General features: G+C 70.7%; 1 protein-coding gene. It reads left to right on the plus strand.

All coding sequences use genetic code 11. The features are described from left to right. Positions 1-8 precede the first annotated feature (8 nt). The coding region (locus QH290_RS12585) for a WXG100-like domain-containing protein (protein WP_280382938.1) at positions 9-18,619 on the plus strand (18,611 nt) is incomplete at its 3' end.

Genomic DNA, 18,619 nt, shown 5'->3' on the forward strand with positions numbered 1-18,619 from the left:
AGGCGGGGATGGCTGAGCTGCCCGGCTGGCTGACCTGGCTGGAATGGGTGGCCGGTTCCGAATGGCCCGACGGCGATCCGGACCGGATGTGGGACGGCGTCGGCAAGCCGTGGCGCACCGCGGCCGGTGACCTGCGCGCACTCCTCGACGACATCCAGGACGCCAAGACGGCCTCGCTGGCCGCCTATCCGCAGGGTGACGGCACCGAGAAGATCAGCAAGGCCTTCGATCAGCTGCTGCACGGCGAGGCATCGGTGGAACAGCTGGCCAAGCACTTCGACGCGATGGCCGAGACGGCCGACGGTGTCGGCACCGAGATCGAATATACCCAGCTGATGTTCATCACGTCGCTGGCGCTGCTGGCCGCGGAAATCGCTGCCGCGTGGATCTTTCCGCCGACAGCGCCCGCGGTGGAGGCCGCGGCCATCGCCGGGACCCGGATCGGGCTGCGCCTGCTCAGTGCCGGGGCGCGGCGGGCCGTGCAGCGGATCGTCAGCAGGCTGATCTCGTCGTCGACGTTGAAGTTCGTGGCCAAGCACGTCGCCATCGATACCGCGCTGGGCACCTTGCAAGAGGTCGGCATCCAGGCGTATCAGGTCGATCAGGGGCATCGGAAGAAGATCAACTGGGAGCAGGTGGCGGTCACCACGGTCAGCTCGGCGGCCGGTGGGGCGGCCGCGGGACCGCTCGGCGACAAGATCGGCAAGTCGCTGGGAAACAAGCTCGGGGACGAGCTGGGCGGCAAGCTCGTCAACGGCGCGATCACCGGGACCGCCGCCGGGTTGGCCGGGGCGGGCGCGGGCTATCTGGCCGCGACCGGCACCCAGATGGCCATCGACACATACAAATACGGCTTCGACAAGGCCTGGGCGAATGCGAAGGCCGCGGGCATCGATCCGCTCATGTTCACCGCGGGGGCGTCCAACGGCGCGCTCAGCGGCGCCAACAAGGCTGGGGCGAACCACTTTTGGAACAGTCACAATCCGGGAATGGCGCACCGGCCCAGTTTCGGGTCGCGGATGGACGATGTGTTCAACCAGATGAACCAGCCCGGCGGGGATCCGGGTGGGAATCCTGGAGGCAATCCCGGCGGGAACAACCCTGGTGGGAATCAGCCGGGTGGGAATCAGCCCGGTGGAGACCCGGGCGGCGACCCTCGGGGGGACGGCAGCGCTCCCCGCGATCCCGCACAGGGACGCGCCGGTGAGGCTCCGGGCGGGCAGAACGGTAGCGATCCGTCGAATGTCCAGGGCGCGCCGCAGGGGTCGAACGAAACCGGTGGCGCACCAGCGGATCCCGAGGGGGTCGGGGAGTCCCCGGTACAGCCTGTCGGCGAGGCGTCCAACGTGCCGGGGGGTTCGGGCGAAACTGGCGGTGTACCAGCGGATCCCGAAGGTGTCGGCGGGCAGAACGGTAGTGAGCCAGCGAACGTGCAGGGCGACGGCGCGGGCGAAACCGGTGGTGTGCCAGCCGGTCCCGAGGGGGCTGGGATTCCGGAAGCGACCGGAGGCGACGAGGGTGATGCACCCCAGAGCCCCGCGCAATCCGAAGTCGACGACGGCGGTGCCGACGACAGCGGCAAGGTGCAACCGGCGGCGGGACAGACGCCGGAAGCGGCCGCGCCGCCGCCGGGCGAGGCTCCCGCCGCGGAACCCCCTGCGGGGCATGAAGGTACGGAGGCGCAGCAGCCGCCCGGCGGGAACGCATCCGGTGCGGGACGTGCCGAACAGGGCGTCCCGCCCGAACAGCAGGCGGGCGACGAACAGGGCTCCGCGGGCCTGCCCGAAGGCGGCTCCAGCCCGCTGCCCGCATCGGATGGTGGCGACCAGTCCCGAACCGGTACCGATGACGCTGCGGGACAAGACGATTCCGGTAAGGCCGGAGAGAACGCGCGAGCCGGTGTACCCGGCGGCCAGCCCGCGGACGGTGCCACGCCGAAGGATGGCGCTGAGGCCGGTGCTCAGAAGGCCGCCGATCCGGCCGATGACGGTGTCGCGCCGGTCGCTGGTGCTCCCGTCGCGGGCGCTCCGGTCGCAGGTACACCGGCGGGTGCGCCGGGAGTCGGTTCGCCTCCGGCGGCGAACGGTGGAAACCCCAGCGGCGGTGCGTCTCCCGCGACGTCGAAGGCAAGTCCGGTGGATGGCGCGGGTGGTGAGCAGCCTCGCGGTTCGTCTCCCGTCGCACCTAAGGCAAGTTCGGTGGATGGCGCTGGGGGGGACCAGCCTCGCGGTTCGTCGCCCGCACCGCCGCGGGCGGGTTCGCCCGAGGGCGGCCCCGAAACCGGTTCCGGTGACGGACAGCAGCGGGCGGGGGAGCGGGCCGGTTCCGGACCGGCCTCCGGCCGCGCGGAGCTCGCGGGTGCGCAGCCGCAGGGTGGTGCGCCGGGGCTGCAGGCGGCGTCGAGCGGACAGGAGGCGCCGGGTAGCCGGGACGCGACGAACGGAAAGTCCGGCGAGTCCGATGGTTCCGCGCCGTTCGTCGCGCCGGTGGCGGTCGGCGCCGAACCGGCACCCCCGCCGCGCCCGGCCCGCGCCGCCGGAGGCGGTGGCAAGGAGCCGCCGTCCGGTCCGCCGGACAAGCCCGCCGGGTCGCCGGACGATCCGGGCGACGGGTCGGGCCCGAAGCGGCCGGAGTCCGGGGACGGCGCCGATCGCGGCAGATCCGGGAAACCGGAAGATGCTGGGACACCGAAGGATTCGGAGCCGATCGAGCCGACCTCGATCGAGATGCCGCAGCGCTCACGCGACATCGTCGTGGAGATCGACGGCGAGCAGGTGACGGTCCGCTGCGTTCCCGACGGTGAGGGTGGCTGGCGCCCGGCGCGCGACGGCGAGCCCGCCCCCGCACCGCGCGACACCGACGCTCCGGCCCGCACCGAGGGCTCCGAGCCGCCGCGCAAGAAGTCGGCCCTGCGGCGCGCAGTGGACCGGCTGCGGAAGATGTTCAACGAGCACGGCCACACACCAATCGCCAAGCACCCCTCCGGATCTCGGCTGGATTCGCGCGGACAGTCGGCCGCCATCGACGGCGCCGTGCACATACCCGACCTGGTCGACCCACCGCCCGCGCCCCCGCCCGCCCCGCCGCCGGACGGGCCGGTGATCAAGGCACCGCCGGATTCCGGTGGGACGCCGGAGGATCCGCTCGCCCGCATCGGCCAGATCATCCAGCTGATGATCGCGAACATCGAGCACGTTCCGCTGCTGCGGCGGCTGTCGTCCAAGATGGCGCTGCAGGTCGGCGAGCACGTGCCGCTGCGCGCCTCCGACGGCAGCGAGTACAAGCCGTGGATCACCGACGGGGATCCGGAGGCGGCGCGCGCCGGTGTCATCGCGAGCCTGGAGCAGGGGCTGATCTCGCCACGCGACGGCTTCGGCGACCTGCTCGATCTGCTGAAGGCGACAAGGGATTCGGAGACCGGGTTGCCGACGGATCCGGACCTGCATCGCCGGATCATCGGGGACCTGGTGGGTTTCGATCTGATCTCGCCGCGGCAGGCGCGGATCGCGCTGCGCGACCTGTACGAGTCGGTCACCGATACCGAACTGCGTGAGCGGATCGTCAACGATCTGGCCGATAACGACCTGGCGCACAACGACATTGCCATGGCGCTGGAGCTGGGGGAGCTAGCCGATACCCACGCCGAACTCGTCGCGGGACTGCAGGACGGGACGCTGTCTCCGGAGGACGGCAGGCAGCGCCTGCTGGAACTGCGGGATCTGGTGTCGGATCCGGAACTGCGGCAGCAGATTCTCGACGACCTCACGAACCGGAACCTGATCACCGACGAGCAGGCGCGCGCGCTCGAGCACGAGCCGGTTCTCGACCCGGCCGATGCCATTCACAAGGAGCCGCCCCCCGAAGGGCCGCCACCGGACGACGAGACGCTGGCGGAGATGGCCACGCGGCTGGGTTTCCCACTGCCGGACGAGAATCCGTCGACCATCCGCCGGATGCTCGACGAACAGCAGTACCGCTGCCTGCGGACGACGGGCGCCATCGAGGGGCTCGGCGAGGCCGCCCGCCGCTACCTCGAGGAGATGGCTCGCCCGTACGGGGACGGCGACCAGTCCGCGGCCGTGCCGCGCGGCCAGCGCGACTTCTACAGCGAGAACCCGATGGGCGACTTCCTCACCGAGGTGATCGATGCCTTCGGCGGGGATACCAGGCTGCGGAATACGCCGGGCGTGCTCACCGGCGAGGATTCGATCAGCGAGTGGCACCACGTCTCGCCGAACCCCGAATCCGACCGCGACGGCGGACTGCCCCCCTACTATTCGAACGCGCTGCGCCGCGATCAGCTGCAGGACGAATTGTCCACGTGGACACAGATGTTCGGTCTCAGCATCGACGATGTGGATTCGCCCGCGAAGTTGGAGGAGGTGCTCAACCGGCTGCGCGACGAGAACAACGCCCGCATGGACGATCTCGCCCGACTGGCCGAGCGGGCCGAGGCGGAGCTTCCGCCCGATCCGCTCAACGACCAGGCGGTGCGGGTGCCGATCGAGGGCGAGCCGGATCGGCTGGTCATCGTCGACGGTCAGCGCAACCGGGACGAGGTGCTGGCCGATCTGCTCGCCGAAAATCCCGATCTGGCAAGGCAATTGAAAGACGGGGAGGTCACGCTCGATTATCGGCAGGCGCGTACGGACGCGGACGGCGATATCCACCTCGATCCGGTCGACACGCCGGAAGTGCATCATCATCGCGATACCGTCGACGGCCGGGATGTGGTCGCGACGCTCGTTCGGGACGGGGACGGCGAGTGGCGCGCGGTGCCGCACACGGTCGATCCGGCCCCGGTCACCGAGCCCGCCGCCGCCACACCGGATCACGCGGCGCCCCGGTCGCGCGAGGAACTGCTACGCGACCTGGTCGCGGTGGCGCGGGATCTCGGCCTCGAACCCGCGGACGTGGTCCGGCTGCTGCAACCCGGCGGGGAACAGATCATCGCCGACATGAAGCTGGGCAATGCCCTGCGCGCAGGGCAGCTCGAGGCGCTGTCCGACTTCGCCCGGACGATGCACGACGTCGGAACCTATTACGGGCTGCAGGACGGTGGCCCGAGGTCCGACGATCCGCCCGGACGGGCGCAGCTGGCGCAGACGCTGGGGCTTTCGGAGTCGGCGCTGACGCCGGACGCGCTGGCGGACCGCATCACCGATCCGGATACGGGCTGGTTTCGGCGCAGGCAGCAGATGCAGACGTTGTGCGGGTACGCCATTCGGCTGCGCGCTCTCGACGCCGAGGCCTTCTATGCGGCGCGGGCGCGGCTCGCCGAGGCTCTCGGGATCGGCGAATCGTCGCTGTACCCGAACGAATACAAATACGACGAAGACACGGGCGCTCGCCGTAAGCACAAGAACTCGGACGCCACCGGGCTGGACCCCGCCAAGCTTCGAAAAGCATTGGCCCGGTTGGAGAAACAGGGAAGGCACCAGCAGGCGCGCGGGGCGATGGCGGAGTTCGCCCGCGCCCTGATCGATATCGACCCGTATTCGGAGGTCGCCCGGGGGGACCACACCGCCGATCCGCGGGTCGCCGATCCCGAGGCCGCGGTGCACGACACCGATGCGCTGCCGAACCTGCGGGAAATCGTCTCCGACGCTTGCCAGTCCACCGATCCGCTCGCCTTCGGCCAGGCCGTCGCGGACGCCGTGGCGCGCGCGGAAGCCGAGGGTGGCACCCTCGACGACCACACGGGCCCGCGACCCGAACCGGGCGGTGACTGGTCGCGGGTGGTCGGCGTCGGCCTGCCGCACCCGAACGATCCCAGCTTCCTCGAGGTCTATTCGGCCTATCAGGACGGCAATATCGAAAACCACGAGGGGCCACAGGATCTGGGCGCCGAGGTCGGCAGCGTGCGCGACGAGATACGGCACCGGCAGCAACAGATCAACACCCTCGCGGCCCTGGCCGCGCAGCTACGAGAAGCACAGGGCCTGCCCGCCGCCGACCCGACGGTCGGATCCGGCGACGGCCCCGCCGCACCCACCCCACCCCAGGGCCCCTCGCCGCTGGGCGGCCAGAACCAGCCGGGCGGCTCCGCGCCGAAGCAAGGCGATGGATCGACTCCGAGTGCCGAAGGCGGTCCGTCCGAGCCGAAAGGTTCTGAACCGCAAGGAGAGTCGGACGCGTCCCGATCGCGCCCGGAGGCGGCGGCGCAGCGGGAGTTGGAGAAGCTGGATGAGTTGTTCGCGCGCAATGCCGAGGAGGCGGAGCGTCAGCATCGGGATTTGATGGATCGGGTGGCGCGGCTGCGGCGGGAGTTGGCCGGGGAGGGGCCTGTCGCCGATCCCGATGCTGATGGGGGTCGAGCCGGGGACGAATCCGGTGCGGTGCAGCGTGATTCGGATGGTGAGTCTTCGCGAGCGGATGCGGCAATGCATCGTGAGCTGGAGAAGCTGGACGAGGTGTTGCGGCGTAATGCCGAGGAGGAGCAGCGCCAGCATCAGGATCTGATGGATCGCGTCGAACAGCTGCGCCGGGAGCTGCGCGATGGGTCGGAATCCGATCCGGCGGAGTCGCCGTCGCGGGTGGATGGCGCGCTGCAGCGCGAGCTGGCCGAGCTGAACGCGGCCTATCTGCGCAATGCCGGTGCGGCCGCGGACGAATTCCAGCGGCTGATGGGTGAACTCGACGAGTTCCGCCGAAACCTGTTCGGGGAGAACGACAATTCAACGCCCGGTCGTCAGGAGGCAGGCGAGCCCGTCGCGGCCCTGTCCGATGTAGAGTCCCGGCAACGGCACAACGACGCCGAGGCCGAGTCCCGGCGTCGCCAGGGCGAGGCGGAGCAGTCGGCCCGGCGTCGCCAGGAGGAGGCGGAGCAAGAATCCCGGCGTCGGCAGGATGAGGCCGAACAGGAGTCTCGGCGTCGCCAGGAGGAGGCGGAGCAAGAGTCGCGTCGCAGGCGGGATGAGGCTGAGCAAGAGTCGCGTCGCAAGCGGGATGAGGCTGAGCAGGAATCGCGTCGCAGGCGCGATGATGTCGCGTCCGATTCTCGACGTCGTAAGGATGATGCTGAGTCGGAGTCGCGGCGGCGTCGGGATGATGCTGAGTCGGCGGAGCGGCGGCGTCGGGATGATGCTGAGTTGGCGGAGCGGCGGCGTCGGGATGATGCCGAGTCGGCGGAGCGGCGGCGGCGGGATGAGGCCGAGTCGGACTTTCGGCGGCGGCGCGATGAGATCGAGGGTGAGTTCCGGCGGCAGCGGGAGGAGGTCGACGCGGAGTTCCGGCGGCTGCAGGAACATCTGGCGGAACTGCGGCGCGAGCTGTTCGGTGAGGGCGACGATCCACCCGATGCCCCGCCGCTCGGGGCGGATCGGCCGGAACCCGATAAGCCCGGCGACGGCGGTGGGGCGCAACGAGTTCCGGAGGAGTCCACGCCGCAACAGGAGCGGGATTCAGGCCTGGCCGATCCGGCCGACGGTGAGCTGGGCCCCGGTGACTCCGACGATCCCCGGCGCCCGCATATCGAAGACGATTGGGCGACACTGGATCCCGGCCAGGTCGCCGATCGGCTCCGCGACGAATTCGGGATCCGGGACATCGATTTCGCCGATTCCGACCCGGACGTAGTGCGCGAGATCGCCAGGGCGGTAGCGGAAGTACTCACCCGATACCCGAGATCGGAGTACCCGCAAATAGATCTGCGGGCCATCCGGGTGGAGACCCTCGCGGACGGGCGTTTCGCCAAGACGGTGGCGCACCCCCGGCCGGGCGACCGCAACGGGCAGTACTCCGAACTCGTCATCAACCGCACCATCGCCACCGATCTGACCTATTTCAACAGCTCCGTCGACCTCAATATCGGCGACGGCCGCTTCCTGCGGAGCTTCCACGATCGCCCGGTGCGCGGCATCGTCCTGCACGAGATGGGCCACGTCCTGGACAATGCCGGTTCCCCGCTCACCCGGATGCGTCTGGACGGCGGCACCCCCATCGATATGGTGCGGGCGTACATGCGGGCACACCCGGACGGGGACATGGTCCAGTTCGAGCGGTGGCTGCAGCAACTCAGCGGTTACAGCTTCCACGACATGGCCAAGACGAGGCTGAATCCGGGCGAGGCGCTGGCGGAGGCATTCGCCGACGTGATGCTGCGCGGCCGGGATGCGGTGAGCGAACCGGCTCGTGCGCTGTACGACATGCTGGAATCCGCCGCCCGGTCGGCGCGGCCGATCGCGCCGGACGCCGGATCCGACGGCGACCGGGGCTCGCGCCGGGCAGACGATGCCGTCGGCCACTTCGCCGAGGACGCCGTCGACGGCCCGGAGCCCGGGAAATCCGAGGCGCCGGATCCACCCGATACCGCACCGGTCGTCCGGCCCGAAGACGAATGGACACACCGCGATCCCGACGAGATCGAGCAGATCCTGCGGGACCGGCACGGCCTCGACGTCTTCGGATTCGACCTGCCCGGCATCGATCCGGACATGGTGCGCGATATCGCGCGCGCCACCGACGAGATGCTGCACAAGTATCCGCAGATCACGCTGCGGCGGGTGGGGATCGGTGAGATCGAACCGGTCGCCAACGCGCGGCGCGTCATCGATCCGGAGACCGGGCGCATCATCACCGACACCATCACCTTCAACCAGCGCTATGCCGACAGCGCCGCGGGTTTCCGCGACCTGATCCGCCGGGCCGTGGACATCGAATGGTTCCGCCCCGGAACGGAATTGGACCCGGTCTACGCCGTCATGCTGCACGAGTTCGGGCATGCGCTGGACAACGCGGGGCAGTTGCAGCTGGAGAACACGATCGAGTACGACCTTTTCCAGCACTTCGTGGCGACCCACCCCGGCGGCTCGGTCGCCGACTACCAGCGGTGGCTGGCTCAGCTGAGCGATCGCAGTTTCCACAGTGTCGAGCACCCCGACCGCACGGTCACCGTCGACAGAACGACCCTCAAACCCCGCGAGGCGATCGCCGAGGCCTTCGTCGACGTCGAACTCAACGGCCGAAATGCCAGCGAGCCAGCACGTTTCATCCATGAGCAGTTGATCCGGGCCAGTCTCGCGGGTGATACCGGCCCGGCGCGGTGGGCGCTGCCCGATTCCGCCACCGACCACCAGCAGCTACCGCCCGGGCCAGCCGCATCGGGTGTCGATGCGGCCGAAGGCCCACCGCCGCAGCCGGATTCGCCCGACGACGAGGTGGCCGCGCGGGATCGCCGGGCGCAGGACGAAGTCCGGCAAGCGGTCTACGGTGACGGCGCGCACCCCGACGGCTGGCTCCAGCACGTCCCGGACCCGAGCTTCGTACGCATATGGGATGTGTTGTCGCACACCGAGGTCGGTCGCGGCGCGGTCGCGGTTCTCCGCGAGGCCGGGGCCGCGGTGCGATTCGAGGACCTGGGCGGGGTGCCGGACGGCGATCGGCTCAACCCGCGCACCCTCGACGTCCTCATCGACAGCCACGAACGCTCGGAGTCGGAGCAGGCCATCGCGGTGCTACGCGCCGCGGAACGCGTCCAGGCCATTCTTTCGGGTGATGTCGAGGTGATGCCTTCCCGCATCGCCGACACCGATCTTCCGGAATACCTTGCGGCGCAAGAGCGTATCGAGGCGTCCGCGTTCGGGCGCGAGCTCGAGTTCGAACAGCAGCTGCGGGACGCGGGATTCGGCACCGATCGCTCGCCGTCGGCGGAGGCGGATATGCTGCGCCGCAGCGAGATGCGGTCGGTGTACGCGGACAGGTACGCGGCCGCCGTCGACGCCGCGCGGTCGGCGCAACCGGATCTCTCGGCGGCCCAGCAGCGCGCGGCGGGCCACCGGGCCGGTACGGACGCCCTGCTGGCGGACCCGCGATACGCCGAACTCGGTCCGCGCGGCTCGGACACCGCGCGACGCGATGCCGCCAGATTCGAGCACGAGATCGAATTCGACGTGCGGCTGCGCACCGCGGGCCTCGGCGCCGACATCCCGGCGGGGCTGGCGGAGGCCGACGGCGCGTATCGCAGTGCGATGCGATCGGTGTACACGGACGCGTACCGTGCGGCCGTCGACGCTGTCCGGTCGGCGGATCCCGGGCTGTCGGAGGCGCAGCTGCGGGCGGCGGGGCACGAGGCCGGTGTGGACGCCCTGCTGGCGGATCCGCGGTATGCCGAATTCGGCCGCCCGGGTTCCGATGCCGGGTATCGCGACGTGCACCGTGCGGAGTGGCAGGCGGCGCGGCCGGGGACACCGGACGGATTGTCGGAATACGCACCGCTGACCGCCGAATCCGCCAGGCAGGTGCAGCAATTGGTCCGCGAGCACGCGGCGACCGCGCGGGAGCTGCGGCGGATCGAGGCCGACTGGGATCGGGTATTCGCCCGGCGGCAGAGTGTCGCCGCGATCCCGGAGAGTGAACTCGCCGACACCAGGTCCGGCAGGCTGCGACAGCTGATGGACCGCCGCGCGCTCGGTGACGAGGCCGCGGATTTCGAACTGTCTCAGCTCGCCGACCTGGCCGACCGTCACCTCGCCGCGGCCGGGCGGCTGGCCGACATCGAACGCGCGATCGCCACCCGCGTCGGACAGGATCTGCTCGACGGGATGGCGGCCGATATCGGCCGTCCTGTGCGGCACCCCGAGCTGGGGCCCGCCGATCTGGTCCGGGTCTCCGTCGACGAGTCCGGCGTGGTGCGCGTGGTTCGTGCCGCCGAGGATGCCCCTGCCCTCCCCGCGGCAGCGGACCCGCGCGGAGACGGCAGCCGCGGCGATGAGACGACAGAAGACGGTGCCCGGCAAGGGGATTCGCGGCCGCAGCGGACGATCAGCGAGACCGCCGCCGACGCCTGGCACACGTTGCGCAACCTCGCCCGGAAGCCGACGGACAGCGAGGCCGCCGACGTCAGCCACATCAGCGAATGGGCGGCGAAATTCGTGGAGCGGCTCGGTATCGAGGTTCGCCTGAGCATCGGGCCGGACACGCGCTCCGGGCACCGCGACGGAGAGCGGGCCGAGGTGGGTCCGGCCCTCGGGTACGACCCGGCCACGAATACGGTGGTGCTGGGGGCGACGTCCTATCTGCCGCGCCGAATAGCGGATCTGATCCGGGCCGCGGCAATGGCCGATATGCTGCGCGAACAGCCGGGCTGGGCGCAGGAGCGGTCGACGTTGTCGCGGGCCGATTATGTCGGCCGGATGCTGGATCGGCAGGCCGAGGCGCACGCCCTGGCCTTCGAGAACATGCGGGATTCGCGCCGTGGCGACGGAGATCGAGACAAGCATTACGACCGGCGCCGGGACCCACTGGAGGTCGTGTACCTCGACGCCTACCGCGATGCCCTGGAGACCGCGAAGGAACTGTACAGCGACTACTCCCTCGTGCACCCCTGGGCGCGGCATGCCGCGGCCTACCGCGCGGGCGTGCGGGCCGTGCGGGCGCAGTTCGATGCCCTCGGCCCGACCGTCGACGGTGAGAGTTTCGCCACCCGATACGGCGCCGAATGGGATCGGGCACGCGGGTTCTCGCCCGCGGCGCAGACCACGCCGGTGCCCCCGCCCACGAACTCGTACCGGGCTCGGCGCGAGCGCAGCCTCGATTTCGTGGAGGAGATCGAGACGAACCGGGAGCTGCGGCGCGCGGGCCGCCGGATCGCCGTCGGACCGGTGGAGCGCGCCTACACCGACGCCTTCGACAAGGCATTCGAGAAGGCGAGCCGGGCCGCGGAACGGCGACCCGATGCGCCCGATCCCGAGCGGGTCGCGTACGAGGCCGGGCTGCAGGCGCTGCGCCGCTACCTGGACAAGGTCGGGCTGGAGACGGCCGAGATCGCCTTCGACACGGTGCGCGCGGACAGCGACGGCCCGCACCGCCGCTGGTCCGCACCCCCGGAGCCCCCCGAGAGCGGTGCGCCGGGCGAAAACGCCACCGGGACAAGGGAACTGCCACCGGACCCCGATCACGCCGACGCGGTCCGCCGCGAGGTCGACGCCGAACTGCAGCGCGACCCGCTGGGTTCCCGGCTGACCGACGAGGTGGTGCTGCGGTCGAGCCGGACCGAGGACGGACGGCCGCGGTTGCTCGTCGTCGCGGCCGAGGGGCAGCACGTCGCGGCGTTGCAGCGGCTGGCCGTCCAGCGCGACGGATACGACAACGTGCTGTGGGACGGCTCCCACGAGCTGCGGTATCGGTCGCTCGCGGCCGGGGAGGACGGCGCGCTGCACCCCGTCGATATCGATCGGAGCGCCGCCGAGGGCCGGTTCCGCAGGCCGGACTACTTTGAAGCGCGCACCGAGATGCTCGCGCACTACCTGGAGTACCGCAGTACGGGCCGCACCCGGCTGGGGTTCGACGCCTGGATGCGCCAGCTGGGCGACGCCGCCTTCGGTCCCTCGCGCCAGGAGGGCCGACGCGGTCCGGCGGTGCCCGGCACACTCGACAGCGGCTTCGTGGCGGTCGGGTTCCGGATGGCCGAATCCGATGCCTCCCTTGTCGATACGGCTCATCCGGCCCATGTCGCGCGGCAGCTGATGATGCGCCGGATCCCGATGCCGATGACCGAGGGCCTGCCGCCCCGGGACGCCCTGCGCACCGCGCTGCACACCTTCGACCTGGGTGGCGTGCCACTCGGGGTGATCCTCGAGCGCGACGGCACCGGTGGCTGGCGGGTGGGCGCGCCGACTCAGTGGCGCGACGTGTCCGATGCGGTGGCCCAGCACTTGCAGGGCATGACGGATACGAGTCCGGAACGGCTGGTCGCGCGGGTCGCGGCCACGCTGCGCGACGGCACGGCGCCGTTGGATTCGCGCGGTGCCGAACTGCCGGGGCGGTTGCGGCGGATCACGGATCGGCTCATGCGGCGGTTCGGCGTCGACCCCGGGCCGACTCCGGGTCGGCGCGGGGATCAGGACTCGACGGACGATACGGGTCGCGGGGAAGATTCCGCGCTGGCGGCGCCGCAGGCCCCGATGGCCCGAGACATGGTGTCGCACAACGATTCTCCGTCGGTACTGGCGGACGATTCGGATCCGGGCGCCGCGGATCGGCCGAGCCCGCAGCCTGGACCACCCGCCGACAAGTGGTCGCGGCTGGATCGCACCGGCATCGTGCTGGAGCTCGAGTTCCAGTATCCGCGCGTGCAGATCGACGGCTTCGACGCCGATGTCGATGTGGCCATGCTGCGCGAGTACGCCCGCGCGGTCGACGAGGTGCTCACCCGGCACCCCGATATCGATCTGCGCCGGATCGATATCGCTCCGCTCGACGGCAATCGGCACGGGCAGGCGGTATGGCGCAAGCGGGCCGACGGCACGTACTACGCCGAATCCATCACGCTCAACAGGGATTTGGCCACGAACCCGGACGAGTTCCGCGCATCGAAGCAACGCGCCGAGGACACCGGGCATTCGCCCCGCGGGGTCGCGGACCGGCCGGTGTACGCCACGATCGTGCACGAGTTGGGCCATACGCTCGACTACGCCGGGGGCAAGCGGGCGCGGGCACTGGCCGAAGACGTGCTGATCGCGCACTATCGGGCCACCCGGCCCGACGGCGATGCCGCGGGATACATCGCGTGGGTGCGCCAGCTCAGCGGATACAGTTTCGACCGAGGCGTTTTCGATCCGGGGGAGGCGCTCGCGGACGCGTTCCTGGACGTTACGCTCAACGGCCGCAACGCCTCCGAGCCCGCGCAGGTGCTGCACGCACTTCTGACCGCCGAGGCCCGGCGGGAGGCCGTCCAGGGACCGATTCCGCGTCCGGACGATCGACTCGACGACGATCGTGTGCGTGGTGCCGATGCCGCGAAGGGGCCGGAATCCGGTGCGGGACCGCCGCACCGGGTGGCCGCCGAGTTGCGCGACCTATGCCGCGCCTATGACATCGCGCCTCAGGACCTGCGGCGGGATCGGCTCGGCGCGGTGCTCGACGGTATGGCAGGGCCGCACGTCGACCGTGACCGTGCCCGACTGGCGGAGCTGACCGAACAGTACTGGCAGGCAATGGAATCGGAGGCCGGTCTGCGTCGGCAGGCCGAGATCGACCGGTTCGCCGAGCAGCGTGCCGCGGCGCAGCGGGAGCTGGAGGCCGCGGCGGCCGCCCGCCGGGATGCGCTGGCCGGTATGCGGGTCGACGAGTCGGAGCTGGGGCCGCGCCGCGATCCCGGCAATCCCGACGCCCGCTCGCTCGAGGAGACCCTCGAGGCGTTGCGCAACCGGTCCGTCGAGGCCCGGGAGGTCGGCGCGTGGGGCGATCGCGTGGCCGAACTGGAACGCGCCGCACGCCGCTACAACGCCGCCGCCGAGCGGCTCGCCGAGGTGAACGCCGTCCTGCGCGCGCTGGCCGACGATCCACTGTCCCGGTTCCGCCTGTTCGGTGAGATCGACGACCAACGAGTATGGCCGCTCGGCGAGGCGGCCCGGCCGGAAGTGCCGGTCCGCCCCGAGGGCAACGAGGATATGCCGGAGCCCAATACCGTTGGGAGGCAGCATCAATCGGCCGAGCCGCCGCTGAGTCCGGGCGACCCTGCGCCGGAGCGCAATGCCGATGGGGCGCAGCGTCAATCGAATGAGGCGCCGCAGATGACCGGCGAACCGGCGCCGGATGATCCGGCCGCGCAGTGGGCGAACGGGGAATACGACCGGCTCATGCAGGAGCGCCGGAATCTGGTGCGCGAGCTGGAATTCTGGCGCGCCAAGCTGGAGGACCGCGTCGGCCGGATGCCGGACTCGCAGCGGCTGCTCGAGGCGCTCGGCGACCGCGGCCGGTTGGCGCGCGAGGTGCTGCTGCGCTACGGGGACGCCGTCATCCGGCACGTCGATGTCGACCCCTTGGGTGAGGAGGCCGAGGGGCATCTCGATCGCTCGGCCGAACCGCTGGATGTCACCCATCGCCGCGAGGCGCTGGGCAAGATGGTGGACGCGGCCCAGCACGTCTTCCAGCTCGACGATCAGCTGCGGCACCTCGATCGCCAGATCCTCGAGCTGGAGCGCAGCGGCGCGGTGAATCGCCCGCCGTCGCAAGAGGTCGCCGACACCCTGGACCGGCTGGCCCGCGAGCGCGCCGAGGAACTGGTGCGGATCAAACCGCGGCGCGGCATGCGCGACGACCTGGCCGAGCGGCTGGGCCTGGTGGACGAGAACGGGGTGCTCGACGAGGACGCGCTGACCGACGTCAACCTCGATGGCACCTTGCGCCGCTTGGCATCCGAAGAACCCGACCGCACGCCGGAGATCGATGCGCTGGGAGACGCTGCCCGCGACGTGAACGCCTCCCACAACGAGATCGGGCGCATCCAGGACGATATGGCCCGAACCGCCGGTGTGTGGCGACGGCTGGTCGAGGATGCGGGCGGGCGCATGATCACCGACACCGTCGGGCTCGTCGACGGGGAGCGTCCGCGGATCATCGTGCTGGGACCGCGTGCCGCACTGGGAGATTCGCCGCGCACCCACTTCGACGCCGAACTGGCGCGCGCGCTCGATCGCAGCGGTGCCGTGGCGCAGGCGATGATGCGCCCGGAGACCACGGTCGAATACCACCGCGTCACCGCCGACCGGACCGGCAAGCCGACCGTGACCGAGTTGCCGCCTCCGGACGTGCGGCGCCTGAGCACCGGCTGGCAGGGCGGCCGGAAGATCGACGTGACGCTGTGGTGCGACGAGGCCGGGAAGTGGCATCCGGTCAATCCGGATATGGTCACGGGCGGGAGCTCGGCCACGGTGCCGAAGGCGTTCAAGCCGCGCGACCTGCCGGAAGGGATCAGCGGCTGGGCGGTCGATCCGACGCAGGCGGCGGTCGAGGGCGCGCTCATGGATCTTCCGCCCGGTGCGATTCCGAAGGATCTGTTCCCGGCGATCCCGGGCGGGGAGCCGATGGTTCCGCCGGGTGCGCAAGCCTACGACATACCGTTCGGCGGGCTCGTCTACAACACCATGCGGATCATCCTGGAAACCGCGAAGTTGAGCGGGTTCACCTGGTACAACGATCCGGATAATCCGGGGAAGATCCGCCCGGGGTTCAAGGGCCACTACTGGTTCAAGAAGAAGCCCTCCGAGGTGCAACCGCTGGTGCGCGAGATCGATTGGGGCGCACTGGCAGACGATCAGGGCGAGATCGATCCGGGCTTCATTCGCCAGCAGCTCGCGCGCGAGCGGGAGTGGGCGAAGGTGCAGCAGTGGGCCGATGCCGAGTACCGCCGGTACCGGGACGACCTGGCCGACACCGACGTGGACCGCATCCTCCGGGAGCTGGCGCCGCTGCGGCGCGATCAATGTGTCCAGGCGGCGCGCGATGTTGTCGATGCGGTCCGCAGGCAGCTGGTCGAGACGGACCGCGGAATCGATCCGCGCGGCGACATCGATGCGCAATTGCTGTATCTGGATGACGAAATCAACCGTGTGGCAGGCGAACTCGCGAAGAGGTTCCGTGTCGACGATCCGGGCGCCGTGCGCGACACCATCGATGACATTCGCGCGCTGCTGCTCGACGGCGCGGACGCCGGCACCATTGCCGCGGTGCTGGTCCCGCACATGGATGCCGACATTCCCGACCTGACCCGCGACCAGCTGGTGCAGATCAAGAACCACCTGATGCGCGATCCGCTGCTGCGGCTCGATCCCGATACGCACCAGGTGACCCGCCGCCCCCTCGACTGTGTCGCCGATGTCGCCGAGGCGTGGAACCGGCTGGTGGCGGGTGAGCCGTTGGATCAGGACATCCTGTTGCTGCGCGATGCACTGGCCGAGGCGCGGTTCCTGGTGGCCAACGAGGGCGCCACCTGGCACGAGGCCAATGCCTACGTCGCGGCCAAGGAGGGGCTGCACTGGGACGCCAACCGCCCCCCGCTCACCGAGTGGCGCGCCGATATCCCCTACGCCCCGCCCTCGCAAACCATGCGAATGGAGAACGGCGGCAACGGTTCCGGGCCAGCCGGGCTCCCGGGCCCACGCCCGCCCCGCCCCGACGGCTCGGGACCGCCGCCGGTGGAGGGCTCGTCGCCGCCGGAGCTGTCCGGCGCTCCCGAGCCGGGTTCGGCCGCTGGGCCGGAATCGGGTGGGTCGGATCCGAAGCAGGCTCCACGTTCCGGTGACGAACCGGAACATGGTGCGCGGCAACAGGAGTCGAATCCTTTCCGGGAGGCTGCCGAGCGGGAGCTGCGGTTGCTCGACGAGGCGATGCGGCGTAATGCCGAGGCGGCCGAACGCGAGCACCGGAAAGCGATGCGGCGGCTGGCGGAGATTCAGGCGGGGCTCGATGATCTCGGGCTCGGTGTGCCGGACGAATCCGGTCTCGCCGCGTCCGAGGCCGGTGCGGAGTCTGCGGCGGATTCTCGGCAGGGTTCGGCGGTCGACGGTCCGCGGGAATCCGGTTCTGTGGCTTCGGAGTCCGGGCCGTCGGCGGGGGAGGCCAAGCCGCGCTCCGGTGCCGTCGGCGAACCGGATCAGCAGTCGCCGGAGTCCGGCGGGTCCGATCCGAAGCAGGCACCACGTTCCGGCGGCGAGCCGGAACATGGTGCGCGGCAACAGGAGTCGGATCCGTTCCGGGAGGCTGCCGAGCGGGAGCTGCGGCTGTTCGACGAGGCGATGCGGCGTAATGCCGAGGCGGCCGAACGCGAGCACCGGAAGGTGATGCAGCGGCTGGCGGAGATTCAGGAGGAACTGCGGGCGGGGTTCGATGAACTCGGGCTCGGCGACGAATCCGGTCACGCGACGCCCGAGGCTGAATCCGAATCGGGTTCCCGGCGGGATTCGCCGGAGTCGGCCGGGGGGCCGCCTCGATCGGATCTCGATCCGAAACAGCCGGAGCAGCAAGCGGATTCGGAGACTCCGCGCGAGGTCGTCGCGCGAGAACTGCAGGAACTGGATGCCGCACTGCGGCGCAATGCGGACGAGGCGGAACGCGAGCACCAGCGCCTGATGCAACAGCTGGCCGAGGCGCGCGAACAGATGCACGCGCGTTTCGACGAACTGGAGTCCGGCAAGACGGGCGAACCCGGCGCGGCCCACGCCGAGCCCATCCAGCCGCACGCGGAGAGCGAAGACCCCGGCACACCAGCCGAGGAGGTCGAGAACCCGCACAATACTGCTTCCCAGGACCAAGAGTCGCCCAAGCCTGCCGACGACGAGGAGTCGCGCGAATCCGGTGGCCAAGGCGAGGGCTCGCGCACGTCTGTCGACGGGGGCGAACCGCATAAGCCTGTCGCCTCCGGTGGCGATGAGCCGCCCACGCCTTCCGGTGATGGTGTGCCGCGGACGTCTGACGGTGATGGTGGTGACAGTGGCGACGCGGGTACGCGGCCCGGCGGCGACGGTTCCGGTCCGGGCGGGACGCCGCCCGGCGGCGATCGCAGTGACCTCGACTGGCTGACCCGGGGCCGACGTCGCAGGCCAGTTCTGCGTTCCCACATCCCACACCCACCCCACGAGCCCGAATTCGAACTCCCCCACGTCGAACCGAACAAGCCGGTAGACCCGGGCCCATGGCTCCCACCCCAACCCCCGAACCCCCCTGAACCCCCGCGCCCGCCGCAGCCCCCGCAGCCACCCCAACCTCCGCGCCCACCTATCCCACCGCAACCTCCGGAACCACCGGTGCCGCCGCAGCCGCCGGTGCCGCCGCAGCCGCCGGTGCCGCCGCAGCCGCCGGTGCCGCCGCAGCCGCCGGTGCCGCCGCAGCCGCCGGAGCC

This window comes from Nocardia wallacei (assembly GCF_029869545.1).
Classification (GTDB): domain Bacteria; phylum Actinomycetota; class Actinomycetes; order Mycobacteriales; family Mycobacteriaceae; genus Nocardia; species Nocardia wallacei_A.